The organism is Flavobacterium sp. ABG, assembly GCF_001027725.1.
Classification (GTDB): Bacteria; Bacteroidota; Bacteroidia; order Flavobacteriales; family Flavobacteriaceae; genus Flavobacterium; species Flavobacterium cupriresistens.
The window spans coordinates 276,815-288,416 of the sequence record NZ_LEKS01000004.1 but is presented as its reverse complement, the minus strand read 5'-3'; the positions used below and the strand labels follow the sequence as shown (position 1 = coordinate 288,416).

General features: G+C 34.2%; 22 protein-coding genes. 3 read left to right on the top strand and 19 right to left on the bottom strand.

Annotated elements, in window-relative coordinates; translation table 11 throughout:
- The 18 genes from AB674_RS23205 to AB674_RS06545 all read right to left on the bottom strand — a co-directional run.
- On the bottom strand, positions 1 to 74 hold a 74-nt coding region (locus AB674_RS23205), incomplete at its 3' end, for a class I lanthipeptide (protein WP_205625353.1).
- Position 75: 1 nt separating this feature from the next.
- Positions 76 to 216: a class I lanthipeptide gene (locus tag AB674_RS22525; protein WP_117610285.1), complete on the bottom strand. Its 141-nt coding sequence runs from the start codon at positions 214 to 216 to the stop codon at positions 76 to 78.
- Positions 217 to 224: 8 nt separating this feature from the next.
- On the bottom strand, positions 225 to 371 hold the full coding sequence (locus AB674_RS22805) for a class I lanthipeptide (RefSeq protein WP_165579359.1): 147 nt from the start codon (positions 369 to 371) through the stop codon (positions 225 to 227).
- A 25-nt stretch (positions 372 to 396) separates the two neighbouring features.
- A complete protein-coding gene (locus AB674_RS22520) occupies positions 397 to 549 on the bottom strand; it encodes a class I lanthipeptide (protein WP_117610283.1) in 153 nt (50 codons plus the stop codon).
- A 182-nt stretch (positions 550 to 731) separates the two neighbouring features.
- Complete coding sequence (locus tag AB674_RS22800; protein ID WP_165579358.1) at positions 732 to 893, bottom strand: class I lanthipeptide; 162 nt, start codon at positions 891 to 893, stop codon at positions 732 to 734.
- 164 nt (positions 894 to 1,057) lie between these two features.
- Positions 1,058 to 1,210, bottom strand: a complete 153-nt coding sequence (locus AB674_RS22795) for a class I lanthipeptide (protein WP_165579357.1) — start codon at positions 1,208 to 1,210, stop codon at positions 1,058 to 1,060.
- 151 nt (positions 1,211 to 1,361) lie between these two features.
- Complete coding sequence (locus tag AB674_RS22790) at positions 1,362 to 1,508, bottom strand: class I lanthipeptide (RefSeq protein WP_165579356.1); 147 nt, start codon at positions 1,506 to 1,508, stop codon at positions 1,362 to 1,364.
- Between the two features lies 1 nt (position 1,509).
- The gene (locus tag AB674_RS22515; RefSeq protein ID WP_117610281.1) at positions 1,510 to 1,653 is read right to left on the bottom strand and encodes a class I lanthipeptide; all 144 of its coding nucleotides are present in this window, start codon (positions 1,651 to 1,653) and stop codon (positions 1,510 to 1,512) included.
- 23 nt (positions 1,654 to 1,676) lie between these two features.
- Positions 1,677 to 1,823 carry a class I lanthipeptide gene (locus tag AB674_RS22785; protein WP_165579355.1) on the bottom strand — a complete coding sequence of 49 codons (147 nt, stop codon included), beginning with the start codon at positions 1,821 to 1,823 and terminating at the stop codon, positions 1,677 to 1,679.
- 24 nt (positions 1,824 to 1,847) lie between these two features.
- Positions 1,848 to 2,012, bottom strand: coding sequence for a class I lanthipeptide (locus AB674_RS22780; protein WP_165579354.1), 165 nt, complete (start codon positions 2,010 to 2,012; stop codon positions 1,848 to 1,850).
- Positions 2,009 to 2,158: a class I lanthipeptide gene (locus AB674_RS23200; RefSeq protein ID WP_205625352.1), complete on the bottom strand. Its 150-nt coding sequence runs from the start codon at positions 2,156 to 2,158 to the stop codon at positions 2,009 to 2,011. The genes AB674_RS22780 and AB674_RS23200 overlap by 4 nt, the downstream gene beginning before the upstream one ends.
- A gap of 31 nt (positions 2,159 to 2,189) precedes the next feature.
- Positions 2,190 to 2,354 (bottom strand): class I lanthipeptide, encoded by a 165-nt coding sequence (locus AB674_RS22510; protein ID WP_117610279.1) that lies wholly within the window; start codon positions 2,352 to 2,354, stop codon positions 2,190 to 2,192.
- A gap of 489 nt (positions 2,355 to 2,843) precedes the next feature.
- Positions 2,844 to 3,002, bottom strand: a complete 159-nt coding sequence (locus AB674_RS22775; protein ID WP_165579353.1) for a class I lanthipeptide — start codon at positions 3,000 to 3,002, stop codon at positions 2,844 to 2,846.
- A 12-nt stretch (positions 3,003 to 3,014) separates the two neighbouring features.
- Positions 3,015 to 3,185, bottom strand: a complete 171-nt coding sequence (locus AB674_RS22770) for a class I lanthipeptide (RefSeq protein ID WP_165579352.1) — start codon at positions 3,183 to 3,185, stop codon at positions 3,015 to 3,017.
- Positions 3,185 to 3,373: a class I lanthipeptide gene (locus tag AB674_RS06560; protein ID WP_047774951.1), complete on the bottom strand. Its 189-nt coding sequence runs from the start codon at positions 3,371 to 3,373 to the stop codon at positions 3,185 to 3,187. Before AB674_RS06560 ends, AB674_RS22770 begins: the two co-directional genes overlap by 1 nt.
- On the bottom strand, positions 3,373 to 3,564 hold the full coding sequence (locus tag AB674_RS06555) for a class I lanthipeptide (protein WP_047774949.1): 192 nt from the start codon (positions 3,562 to 3,564) through the stop codon (positions 3,373 to 3,375). Before AB674_RS06555 ends, AB674_RS06560 begins: the two co-directional genes overlap by 1 nt.
- Positions 3,564 to 3,749: a class I lanthipeptide gene (locus AB674_RS06550; protein WP_047774947.1), complete on the bottom strand. Its 186-nt coding sequence runs from the start codon at positions 3,747 to 3,749 to the stop codon at positions 3,564 to 3,566. Before AB674_RS06550 ends, AB674_RS06555 begins: the two co-directional genes overlap by 1 nt.
- A 706-nt stretch (positions 3,750 to 4,455) precedes the next feature.
- Positions 4,456 to 6,288, bottom strand: coding sequence for a helix-turn-helix domain-containing protein (locus AB674_RS06545; protein WP_165579351.1), 1,833 nt, complete (start codon positions 6,286 to 6,288; stop codon positions 4,456 to 4,458).
- 156 nt (positions 6,289 to 6,444) lie between these two features.
- On the opposite strand from AB674_RS06545, the gene AB674_RS22765 reads away from it, so the two are divergent.
- Complete coding sequence (locus tag AB674_RS22765) at positions 6,445 to 6,609, top strand: hypothetical protein (RefSeq protein WP_165579350.1); 165 nt, start codon at positions 6,445 to 6,447, stop codon at positions 6,607 to 6,609.
- 221 nt (positions 6,610 to 6,830) lie between these two features.
- Here AB674_RS22765 and AB674_RS06540 read toward each other — a convergent pair whose 3' ends face one another.
- Positions 6,831 to 7,388: a hypothetical protein gene (locus AB674_RS06540; RefSeq protein WP_047774994.1), complete on the bottom strand. Its 558-nt coding sequence runs from the start codon at positions 7,386 to 7,388 to the stop codon at positions 6,831 to 6,833.
- A 116-nt stretch (positions 7,389 to 7,504) separates the two neighbouring features.
- Here AB674_RS06540 and AB674_RS06535 point away from each other — a divergent pair, with 116 nt between their 5' ends.
- A complete protein-coding gene (locus AB674_RS06535) occupies positions 7,505 to 10,276 on the top strand; it encodes a 2-oxoglutarate dehydrogenase E1 component (RefSeq protein ID WP_047774943.1) in 2,772 nt (923 codons plus the stop codon).
- Between the two features lie 88 nt (positions 10,277 to 10,364).
- On the top strand, positions 10,365 to 11,597 hold the full coding sequence (odhB, locus tag AB674_RS06530; protein WP_047774941.1) for a 2-oxoglutarate dehydrogenase complex dihydrolipoyllysine-residue succinyltransferase: 1,233 nt from the start codon (positions 10,365 to 10,367) through the stop codon (positions 11,595 to 11,597).
- The last annotated feature ends 5 nt before the right edge of the window (positions 11,598 to 11,602 follow it).

Genomic DNA, 11,602 nt, shown 5'->3' with positions numbered 1-11,602 from the left:
AATTGATTGTCGTTTAATTCGATAACAGCTACTTTGTTGAAAGCAAGCTTGTTCGTTGCGTTTTGTTTTTTCATACTACACAAAAGTTATTACGATCGTTGGTAAGAATGAAACACGACTTCCGCCTCCGTCTACTTCTTGTAATTGATTGTCGTTTAATTCTGTAACAGCTACTTTATTGAAAGCAAGCTTGTTGGTTGTGTTTTGGTTTTTCATGTTTTTGATTAGATTAAGGTTGCGACGATAATAGTTGGATAGAAAATTGTAAAAGTGCTTGCACCTCCATTTACGTCTTGCAATTGGGTTTCATTTAATTCTGTAACAGCTGTTTTATTGAAAGCAAGCTTGTTCGTTGGATTCTGTTTTTTCATCTTTATAATAGTTTTAGGTTGTTAATTAATCTTGTACAAGTGTGATAAATACAAGGCTCGTGCCTCCTACAAATGTTATGGAGGTACCCCCATTGATCGCCGTTAATTGTTTCTCATTCAATTCTGCAACAGCCACTTTATTGAAAGCAAGCTTGTTCGTTGGATTCTGCTTTTTCATTTTTATACTTTTTTAGATTGTTGATTAATTTTTATAAGCTTAGTTACCAGGTGACTTACACCAGTTACAGTCATCGTTGAATTTCCCCGTTAACCTCCGGAAATTCTCCAGTTTTCAGTTCTGTAACTACCTAACATTCAAAGCGAACTTGTTAGAAGCGTTTTACTTCTTCATTCGAATTGTTATACGTTCTGTACATCTGGAGGAAGAATAAGTCCTGTCAGCGTTATACTGCCGTTTGTAGTACTCGTCCCGCCATTTACATTTGTTAATTGACGCTCGTTTAATTCTGCAAGAGCCACTTTGTTGAAAGCAAGCTTGTTTGTTGGATTCTGCTTTTTCATTTTTATACTTTTTTAGATTGTTGATTAATTTTTATAAGCTTAGTTACCTGGTGACTTGCACCCGTTATCGTGGGAGCTTCCCTGCCGATCTCTGCCAATTGTCCGACAATCAATTCTGCAACACCTACTTTTTTAAAGACTAGCTTATTAGTAATTTCTGTTTTTTAGTCTATTTGAATTAGAGTCATCGTTACTAACATCATACTGTGAATAGACATTAAAGTACCTCCATTCACCTCTTGCAATTGAGTATCATTTAATTCTGCAACAGCTACTTTATTAAAAGCAAGCTTGTTCGTTGGGTTTTGTTTTTTCATTTTTATACTTTTTTAGATTGTTATTTTTTTTATAATCATAGTTATCAGGTGACTTACAGCCGCTTCAGATAGGGTTGAAGTTTCTCCGTTAACCTCCGGTAATTGTTCGGTTTTCAATTCTCTAACAGCCACTTTATTAAAAACTGGCTTATTATTCCATTACAGTCTGCGTTATTAGTATCGTAATGTTGAAAGAAATGTAAGTTCCCCCATTCACGTCCTGTAATTGATTCTCATTCAATTCTGCAACAGCCACTTTATTGAAAGCAAGCTTGTTCGTTGGATTCTGTTTTTTCATTTTACACCAAAGTCAACATTATCATTGTGTAAACGACGCTAGGAAGATGAGTACCACCATTTACTTCTTGTAATTGCTTTTCATTCAATTCTGCAACAGCTACTTTATTAAAAGCCAGCTTGTTGGTTGGGTTTTGTTTTTTCATCTTTAAATGTTTATTAAGATTGATTAGACTAAGTCATCAGGAAAAAAAGTTATTATTATTGTAGGTAGTGTTGTAACTCCGCCTTTCACGTCCAATAATTGACTGTCATTCAGTTCTGCAACAGCCAGTTTGGTAAAGACAAGCTTGTTGGTTGGGTTTTGTTTTTTCATCTTTTAAATATTTTGAGTTATTAATTACATTAAATCCTGGGTTACTTTAAGACAACAGCAGCCGGTACAAGAATCTCCTCCTCCAAATATGGATGTCCCTCCGTGTATTTCTATAAGTAAAAAATCATTCAATTCAGCAACAGCCATTTTACTAAAAATCAGCTTGTTGTTTGGGTTTTGCTTTTTCATAATTGAACTACAGTCTTAATTATTAATATGGTAGAGGTGAAAGAAATTAAAGTACCTCCATTTACCTCTTGTAAATGAGTATCATTCAGTTCTGCAACAGCTACTTTATTAAAAGCCAGCTTGTTTGTTGGATTTTGTTTTTTCATCTTTAATAGAAATTATATCTGTTCGTAAATTTTATTGAATAAGAAGTACTGTTTGAGCGCAAACACAACCGGTACAATTACCTCCACCGCCATCTATTGAGGTTCCACCATTAATTTCCTGCAATTGGTTTTCATTTAATTCTATAACAACTACTTTATTAAAAGTCAGTTTGCTGTTTGGATTTTGTTTTTTCATGTTGATTTATTTTGTTGTTGTTGTTGTTGTTGTTGTTGTTTTAAATTGATACTTACAATAAGTGCTCAGCACTAAAACCGGTCGCCTTTTTTAAACAGATCCTGTTTGTTTTTGAGCATACCTGTGCCACATGTTAATAGCCGCCAAATGAATAGCCTGATACTAACGAGCCTTGGGTTATGACCATCCTTGTTAAAAAAATCAGCAATTGCTTAAGATCTCTTTAATCAAGGATGCCATAGTTTGAAAATGGAATACCATTAATCATTTGAGTTAGATGGATTATTCTAATCCATTAATCTCATTGTAGCCAAATAAGTGTTGGGTGTAAGAAGTACTTTTGAAAGTGTAAAAAACGAAGTAATAAGATGTTTTTTACTTTTGCAGAAGCAATTTACAGTTAACCTATAAGCCATTACGTTTTGTTAAATTTTATTATAAAATAGAGTCTCCACACCCTGTTTATTTTATAATATACTGCTCCATTCTTTATACAACCATTAACCAGGTACCATATCCGGTAACAATAATAAATGTTCTTATTAAAGTATCTGTACCTCCGTTGATATCGTTCAACTGATCGTCGTTCAATTCTGTAATAACCACCTTATTGAAGGTCAGTTTATTGTTTAGATTTTGCTTTTTCATTGGATCAATCAATTACATTTGTTGCAATACAGTAATACTGGTCTGCCCACAGCAGCATCCGCTACAAGTCTCTCCTCCAAGGATTGTTGAACCACCATTGATTTCGATAAGGGAATTATCGTTTAATTCTGTAACATCTGCTCTTTTAAAATACAGTTTGTTGTTTAGGTTTATGTTTTTCATTAGAATTGATTTTTAATGATTGTTATTTTTGTTAAGATAGGATCACAGATGCAACCGGAATTTGGGTTGGTATCGGTATCTTGTCCTGTTATTACGCCACCGTTAACACTTCTTAATTGTTGAGCGTTTAATTCTGTAACATCTGATTTTTTAAAATACAGTTTGTTCGTTAGGTTTGCGTTTTTCATTAGAATTGATAGGGTTTAATAACGGTTAGTTTTGTTAAGATAGGATCACAGATACAGCCCGAATTTGGGTTGGTATCGGTATCTTGTCCTGTTATTACGCCACCGTTCACATTTCTTAATTGTTGAGCGTTTAATTCTGTAACATCTGATTTTTTAAAATACAGTTTGTTCGTTAGGTTTGCGTTTTTCATTAGAATTGATTTTTAATAACCGTTAATTTTGTCAAAATAGGATCACAGATACAACCGGAACCAGGCTTGGTATCAAGATCAAGATCATCTTTTACGCCACCGTTCACACTTCTTAATTGTTGAACGTTTAATTCTGTAACATTAGCTTTGTTGAAAGCCAATTTGGTTTGGTTTTGCTTTTTCATTTTTGTTAAGATTTAATAATTAATAGTCTTTTTAAAATCACTGATTAAAATAAAGGCACATCGAATTGTCCAAAAAATTACAGCTCGCTTTACGGAACAACAAGAATTTCGATATCGGTTATTGCAACCTGAATTCCTGATTGTATCCTAAATAGGCAATCGTAAATTAGTCCGGAAAAAATTCTGGCTTATTTAAAAAGTTTTGAAATTCGTTTTTTTAATTTAAAGAATAACGATTTGGATGGTTTACCATCATCATTATCTTCAATCTTGAAAATTGAATTTTTGCTGAGCCGTTTTTCGCTCGGTCGATTACTGTTAGTCATAATTTTTTTTTTAAGCTAACAAGTATGCAGTGTAGAAGTACTTTTAGAAATAGTGAAAAAAAGTTTTAATTAAAGACACTTTTTTTCTACTTTTGTAGAAGTAATTTCTGGCAACTTGTTAGGTATTACGTTTTTGTTAAAACACCTTATAAAACAGAGTCTCCACACTCTGTTTTATTTTTTTGGTTTGAAGTGGCTACTCATTTTCATTTTCGCCACCCTTCAAAACCAAAGTAGAAGTTAATCTGATATTCGGATTAATTCTGAGACAAAGTAAAATCTTTTTTTCCTGTAAAAAAAATCAAAAACCCCCATATTTATAAAATAAGGGGGTTCTTTTTTGATTGCAATTTATTGTTTTTCAGATACTTACAAGCAATCTACTTGTTTTCACTTTCTTTCATCTGATTTATCTTTTTTATATAAATAGAGGGGCTAATTCCGGTTGCAACCTTAAAATATTTAGTAAAAGACTCCGGACTTTTATACCCAATTTCTTCCGCAATTGCATTAATTGAATACGATCTTAGCTTAGCATTATTCTTTAATTCGATAATAATATAGTTAATCCTTAACTCATTTACATACGAACTGAAGTTTTTGTCCAATTCACTATTGACAATTTTAGACAAATAAGCGGTGTTTGTCTTTAATCGTTTCGCAACATTATGCAGAGTAAAGTCTTGTCTCAGGAACAATCTCTTCTCTTCGAGTTTAATTAGCTTATCTAAAATTTCTACTCTTGTTTCATCTTTGATAATAAAATTACTTCCCGTTGGTTCTTCTATGTCAGCGTCATTGTGTTCTGCGATTGCTTCATCGTCTAGTATTAATTCATCATTAGAAGTAGTATTTATAGTAACAATGTTGCTTGGAATGAATTCTGTTTCAGATTCTTCTTCTAAAAGATCCGGCTCTGTGATTTCATCATCACCTGCCAAAGTTTGTTTTTGCTGGCTTTCATCAGCCGTTTTCGGGTTTTGATGCTCGAAGTCTTTGATTTTGAGTAGTAACTCCTCAAATTTGACTTGATTTTGTATACCCTCTTTTCTTCGTTTCATATAATAACCAATAAACAGAAGAATTAAAAAGGTTGTTGAACCAAGCAGTATCCATTTTTGATGCTCTTGTGTTTTCTCTCTCTCTTTACTTTCTGAGATGTCTATTTTATGCAAATGATCGACAGCTTCAATTCTTTTTTCCCCTATTTTCTTCGACTTTTCAATAAACTGACCATAATAATAATTGGATTCTGAAAAATTTTCGATGAATTTATAGTTCTCTGCCAATAAGTAATATATTTCAGACAGGTTTTCTGTGGGTATTTTTGATGTTTGCTCCGTACTAAGAATCGATTTTAAGAGCATTATCGCTTTATCGTAATCTTTCTGAAGCGAATACAATTTAGAGATCCTGATATTTGTTTCTGTAATCAAATTATTGCTCTCAATTTTCTGAGCAATATTTAGGGCCTTATCGAAGGTTAATTTAGCATTTACAAAGTCCTTTTTATCGATGTAAATTAAGCCCAATTGGGACAAAAAGTGGATTTCATGCTCTTTTAGGTGGTTTTTTTGCGATTCCTGAATACCACTTTTTATAAAAACATAGGCGGAGTCCTGTTTATTTAAATTAATATACGTTTTTACTAAACCCAGTTTTATATCTAGTTTACTTACGTTACTAAAACCTTCCTTGTTTAAATTTTCTTTATATATTTTTAAAGCCTCCTGATACCTTTCTAATTCATACGCAATGCTGCCTCTTTTTATCGAAATGTAATTGTAAGCCCCGACATCATTGAGTTTTTTAGATAAAGTAACACATTCTTCATAAAGAGTTAAAGCTTCCTGGAAATCAAATTCATTAAATAAATAGTTCGCTTTATTGATTTTGAAAACCATTTCCAGCTTTTCGTTATCAATGGCACCGGCTTTCTGAATTGCTTTGTCAAAATAATAAAAAGCGCTGTCTTTTTGAGTTAAAGCGCCACTTAAGTCGGCCAGGAAACAATACGATTTTGCCTCTTCAACCACTAAATCATTGGTTTTAGCGTACTTTAATAACTTATGGCAGTAGTATTTTGCTTTACTCGGATTATTGTACAAAAGGCTTTTAACCGAATCTTTATAAGTTTCAATTTTATTTTGGGAAAAGGTAAAATTGACTATAAATAATAAAATTAAGACAAGCATCTTATTTAGTCTATTCATATTCATTTATTTTAAAGTAAAGCATTAATAATCAATCAATTACAGTTGTGTGATTATAGGCTATTTTTATAAATCTGGGGATTTATGACTTTTTTCAGTGGCTTTTTTGAGATAATTTCACAATCAATTCAAAAACCAATTTAAAAACCAAAGATTATGAAAAAATTTAACTTAAAAAAATTAGCATTAAAAAAAACTAGTATTATAGAACTAAGCTCAGAAGAGGCTAGATTAATTATAGGTGGTAACAGTACAGAAAATGTAGTGCCTGCTCCAAACCAAACAGATCCAAGAAGTATGTATTCCATGTTTTGTGGTTAAGATACAGCAACCAAACAAAAAGAGCGACTCGATGGAGTCGCTCTTTTTGTTTACAGTAATACTTATTCCTTTTCTAAGATTTCATTTCAGATTCCTCCTGTTTCTTACTTTCGATTGAATCAACCCTTTTACAGGCGCAATGCTGAATCAAATTCTTAAACAGTATACTTTCACACCTAAAACTAAGAATATCAGTATTTAGAGACCTTAATTGCTTTAGATTAAAAATAAACACGCACAAAGGGCATAAAGCCGGATCCGTACAAACTTCTGTCCGGATCGTACAAAACATCGTAGCGTGCACCAATGGTAACACTTCCCGTTCTGTAACCTGCACCGAGATATAAAGCAGTATTCCAATAATTATCGGAATAAGAAGGTCTGAAATTATTCGATTTATAATCTGTGTTTACTCTTACCTGTTCTAATTCTGCCGACAACTGAATTTCGGGAATCGGATTCACCAAACCCACAAGGCTTCCACCATAAACAAAAGACTCATAATAGTTTTTTGAATACAGGTAGCCAAACTGCAGTCCTACACCCACAGAAACAATTGGATTAACATTATAAATAGCACTTGGCATAACCGAAATATCCGTATATCCGGAACCAATTCCAAGACCAACACCACCACCAAACTGAACTTTATCCCAAAAGACACTACTATTGTCTATAACATAATTTGGTCGCTGCTGCGCAATTGTAAGATTTGAAAATAAGAACATCAAAATCACAAAAATTGATTTGAAAACGATTGAAAAATGATTTTTCCTCATAGCTTGGTCCATTTTTAACAAATTTTTACGTAAAAGTACGCAAAAAAAGAATCTAAATAAATGCGATTGTTGTACTTTTGCCATTCTATTTAACAAAAAGTATATTCACTAATATTATGGATAGGTTTTCATTTTTAAATGCAGCGCATACAGAGTTTTTCGCACAACTATATGATCAATATTTAGTAAATCCAGACAGCGTTGAGCCAAGCTGGAGAAGCTTCTTTCAGGGTTTTGACTTTGGAATGACAACTTATAATGACGAAAATCCTGTTCAACAAATCGTTGAATTCGCTGCGAACAACACCGATTACAGTCAGATTTCTGAAAAATTACAAAAAGAATTTAACGTATTAAAATTAATTGACGGATACCGCACTCGTGGCCATTTGTTTACCAAAACAAATCCGGTTCGTGACCGTAGAGTTTCTTCTCCTTCTTTAGATATCGAAAATTTCGGATTATCAACTGCTGATTTATCTCTAGTTTTTGATGCTGCAAAAGTTATCGGAGTAGCTCCGTGTTCTTTACAAGACATTATTACACGTCTTCAGTCTATTTACTGCCAACACATTGGTATTGAATACATGTATATCAGAAATCCTAATGTTGTAAAATGGATTCAGGACAAATTGGCTGTAAATGTCAATCAGCCAAGTTTTTCAGGTGATGAAAAGAAAATCATATTAGAAAAATTAAACGAAGCCGTTTCTTTTGAGAACTTTTTACATACAAAATATGTAGGTCAAAAGAGATTCTCATTAGAAGGTGGAGAAACCATTATTCCTGCACTTGATGCTTTAATCGAAAAAGCAGCTGAAAAAGGAGTTGAACAATTCGTAATGGGAATGGCTCACCGTGGTCGTTTGAACGTTTTGGCCAACATCTTCGGAAAATCAACTCAGGATATCTTTGGTGAATTTGATGGTAAAGATTACGATCAGGAATATTTTGACGGTGACGTAAAATACCATTTAGGTCTTACTGCCGACAAAAAAACAAGATCTGGAAAAAACATCAACATCAATTTAGCACCAAACCCTTCTCACTTAGAGACTGTTGGAGCTGTAATTGAAGGAATTACCAGAGCAAAACAAGATAAATATTACGCAGACGATTTCTCAAAAGTATTACCTATTGCCGTTCACGGTGATGCTGCAATTGCAGGTCAGGGAATTTTGTATGAAATCATTCAAATGGCACAACTTGACGGTTACAAAACCGGAGGAACAATCCATATCGTAATCAACAATCAGGTTGGATTTACAACTAACTATTTAGACGCGCGTTCTTCTACTTATTGTACAGATGTTGCCAAAGTAACTCTTTCACCGGTATTACACGTAAATGCTGACGATGCTGAAGCGGTTGTACATGCGGTATCTTTTGCTTTAGACTACAGAATGCAATTCGGACGTGACGTATTTATTGACTTATTAGGATATAGAAAATACGGACATAACGAAGGTGACGAACCTCGTTTTACACAACCGGTTTTATATAAAATCATCGCTAAACATAAAAATCCAAGAGATATTTATGCAGAAAAATTATTGTCTGACGGCGTAATCGATGCTACTTATGTAAATGGTTTAGAAAAAGAATACAAATCAGACATGGAGGAGAATTTAGAAGCTTCCCGTAAAAAAGATTTGACCATTATCACACCATTCATGAAAAACGAATGGGAAGGATTTGTTCAGGTAACTGACACACAAATGCTTCAAAAAGTTGATACTACTTTTGATAAAAAAGGATTGGATTCTATCATCAATACCATCTCGACTTTACCATCAGATAAAAAGTTCATCAATAAAATATCAAAAATTGTAGCCGACAGAAAAACCGGATACGATAACAATACCTTAGACTGGGGAACTGCAGAAGCATTAGCTTACGGTTCACTTCTAACAGAAGGTTTTGATGTTAGAATTTCAGGACAGGATGTAGAGCGTGGTACATTCTCTCACCGTCATGCCGTTGTTAAGGTAGAAGATTCAGAAGAAGAAGTAATTCTTTTGGATGCTATCGAAAACAAAAAAGGGAAATTCGGTGTATTCAATTCCCTTTTATCTGAATACGGAGTTTTAGGTTTTGATTATGGATATGCATTAGCAAATCCAAAAGCATTAACGATCTGGGAAGCACAATTTGGAGATTTCTCTAACGGTGCTCAAATCATGATTGACCAATACATCTCTTGTGGTGAAGACAAATGGAACAACCAAAATGGTATTGTTTTATTATTGCCACACGGATACGAAGGACAAGGTGCTGAGCACTCTTCTGCAAGAATGGAACGTTACTTACAATTATGTGCAAGACACAATATGTATGTAGCAGATTGTACAACACCAGCCAACTTCTTCCACTTGTTGAGAAGACAAATGAAAACGAATTTCCGTAAACCATTGGTAGTTTTCTCTCCAAAAAGTTTATTACGTGACCCAAGATGTGTGTCTACAGTAGAAGACTTAGCTAGCGGAAGTTTCCAGGAAACAATTGATGATACAACTGTAAACAAAAAAGAAGTAAAAACATTGGTTTTCTGTACCGGTAAATTCTACTATGATATTGTTGCCGAAAGAGAAAACAACGGAAGAAATGACGTTGCAGTAGTTCGTATCGAGCAATTATTCCCTTTCCCGGCAGACCAAATCAAAGAAATCATCGCACAATATCCAAATGCTGATGATTATGTTTGGGCACAGGAAGAGCCTAAAAACATGGGAGCTTACAGCTTTATGCTGATGAATTTTGATCTTGTAAAATGGAGATTGGCTTCGTTAAAAGCTTACGCTGCACCGGCATCTGGAAGTTACACACGTGCAAAACGTCGCCATGCAGATGCGATCAGAATGGTATTTGATAAAAATTTATTTAGATAATTAAAAATAATTGTTTCAAGTTTAAAGTTTCAGGTTCAGTAAGACATTTGAAACTTTAAACAAATTAAACTTTAAACAAAGAAATAAGATGATTTTAGAAATGAAAGTCCCATCACCAGGGGAATCAATTAAAGAAGTTGAAATTGCAACTTGGTTAGTAAAAGACGGAGATTATGTAGAGAAAGATCAAGCTATTGCTGAAGTTGATTCAGACAAAGCAACTCTTGAATTACCAGCTGAAGCAAGCGGAATAATTACGTTAAAAGCAGAAGAAGGTGATGCAGTAGCGGTAGGAGCTGTTGTTTGTTTAATTGATACAGGCGCAGCAAAACCGGCAGGTGACGCTCCGGCTGCACCAGCAGCTGAAGCTCCAAAAGCAGAGGCTCCTAAAACAGAAGTAAAAACAGAAGCTCCAAAAGCAGCACCTGCTCCAACAACTTATGCTTCAGGAACTCCATCTCCGGCAGCAAGAAAAATATTAGACGAAAAAAATATCGCTCCGGCAGCAGTTTCAGGAACTGGTAAAGACGGAAGAATCACTAAAGAAGATGCTTTAAACGCAGTACCTTCTATGGGAACTCCAACAGGAGGAAGCCGTGGAACTGAGCGTACTAAATTATCAATGTTACGTCGTAAAGTAGCGGAGAGATTAGTAGCGGCTAAAAACGAAACAGCAATGTTAACTACTTTCAATGAAGTTAACATGACACCAATTAACTTAATCCGTAACGAGTACAAAGATGCTTTCAAAGCAAAACATGGTGGTCTTGGTTTAGGTTTCATGTCATTCTTTACAAAAGCAGTTACAAGAGCTTTACAATTGTATCCTGATGTAAACTCAATGATGGACGGTGATTATAAAATCGCTTACGATTTCTGTGATATCTCTATCGCAGTTTCAGGACCAAAAGGTTTAATGGTTCCTGTGGTTCGTAATGCAGAAAACTTAACTTTCCGTGGAATCGAAGCGGACATTAAAAGATTAGCACTTAGAGCTCGTGACGGTCAAATTACTGTTGACGATATGACAGGTGGTACTTTTACGATTACTAATGGTGGTGTTTTTGGAAGTATGTTGAGTACTCCAATTATCAACCCTCCTCAATCAGGAATCTTAGGAATGCACAATATTATTGAGCGTCCGATTGCTGTAAACGGTAAAGTAGAGATTCACCCAATGATGTATGTTGCTCTTTCTTATGACCACAGAATTATCGACGGTCGTGAGTCTGTTGGTTTCTTGGTTGCTGTGAAAGAAGCTTTAGAAAATCCGGTAGAATTATTAATGAATGGTGATGCTAAACGTGCTTTAGAATTGTAATTCAA

Coding starts and splice junctions, on each gene's coding strand:
- AB674_RS22780 (WP_165579354.1), bottom strand. CDS start 2,012: ATGAAAAAGCAAAACCCAAACAACAAGCTGATTTTTAGTAAAATGGCT.
- AB674_RS22795 (WP_165579357.1), bottom strand. CDS start 1,210: ATGAAAAAACAAAACCCAACGAACAAGCTTGCTTTTAATAAAGTAGCT.
- AB674_RS22765 (WP_165579350.1), top strand. CDS start 6,445: ATGAAAAAATTTAACTTAAAAAAATTAGCATTAAAAAAAACTAGTATT.
- AB674_RS22775 (WP_165579353.1), bottom strand. CDS start 3,002: ATGAAAAAGCAAAATCTAAACAATAAACTGACCTTCAATAAGGTGGTT.
- AB674_RS23200 (WP_205625352.1), bottom strand. CDS start 2,158: ATGAAAAAACAAAATCCAACAAACAAGCTGGCTTTTAATAAAGTAGCT.
- AB674_RS06560 (WP_047774951.1), bottom strand. CDS start 3,373: ATGAAAAACGCAAACCTAACGAACAAACTGTATTTTAAAAAATCAGAT.
- AB674_RS22785 (WP_165579355.1), bottom strand. CDS start 1,823: ATGAAAAAACAAAACCCAACCAACAAGCTTGTCTTTACCAAACTGGCT.
- AB674_RS06550 (WP_047774947.1), bottom strand. CDS start 3,749: ATGAAAAAGCAAAACCAAACCAAATTGGCTTTCAACAAAGCTAATGTT.
- AB674_RS22805 (WP_165579359.1), bottom strand. CDS start 371: ATGAAAAAACAGAATCCAACGAACAAGCTTGCTTTCAATAAAACAGCT.
- AB674_RS22790 (WP_165579356.1), bottom strand. CDS start 1,508: ATGAAAAAACAGAATCCAACGAACAAGCTTGCTTTCAATAAAGTGGCT.
- AB674_RS22510 (WP_117610279.1), bottom strand. CDS start 2,354: ATGAAAAAACAAAATCCAAACAGCAAACTGACTTTTAATAAAGTAGTT.
- AB674_RS06545 (WP_165579351.1), bottom strand. CDS start 6,288: ATGAATAGACTAAATAAGATGCTTGTCTTAATTTTATTATTTATAGTC.
- AB674_RS06535 (WP_047774943.1), top strand. CDS start 7,505: ATGGATAGGTTTTCATTTTTAAATGCAGCGCATACAGAGTTTTTCGCA.
- AB674_RS22800 (WP_165579358.1), bottom strand. CDS start 893: ATGAAAAAGCAGAATCCAACAAACAAGCTTGCTTTCAACAAAGTGGCT.
- odhB (WP_047774941.1), top strand. CDS start 10,365: ATGATTTTAGAAATGAAAGTCCCATCACCAGGGGAATCAATTAAAGAA.
- AB674_RS06555 (WP_047774949.1), bottom strand. CDS start 3,564: ATGAAAAACGCAAACCTAACGAACAAACTGTATTTTAAAAAATCAGAT.
- AB674_RS06540 (WP_047774994.1), bottom strand. CDS start 7,388: ATGAGGAAAAATCATTTTTCAATCGTTTTCAAATCAATTTTTGTGATT.
- AB674_RS22525 (WP_117610285.1), bottom strand. CDS start 216: ATGAAAAACCAAAACACAACCAACAAGCTTGCTTTCAATAAAGTAGCT.
- AB674_RS22770 (WP_165579352.1), bottom strand. CDS start 3,185: ATGAAAAACATAAACCTAAACAACAAACTGTATTTTAAAAGAGCAGAT.
- AB674_RS22515 (WP_117610281.1), bottom strand. CDS start 1,653: ATGAAAAAACAAAACCCAACCAACAAGCTGGCTTTTAATAAAGTAGCT.
- AB674_RS22520 (WP_117610283.1), bottom strand. CDS start 549: ATGAAAAAGCAGAATCCAACGAACAAGCTTGCTTTCAATAAAGTGGCT.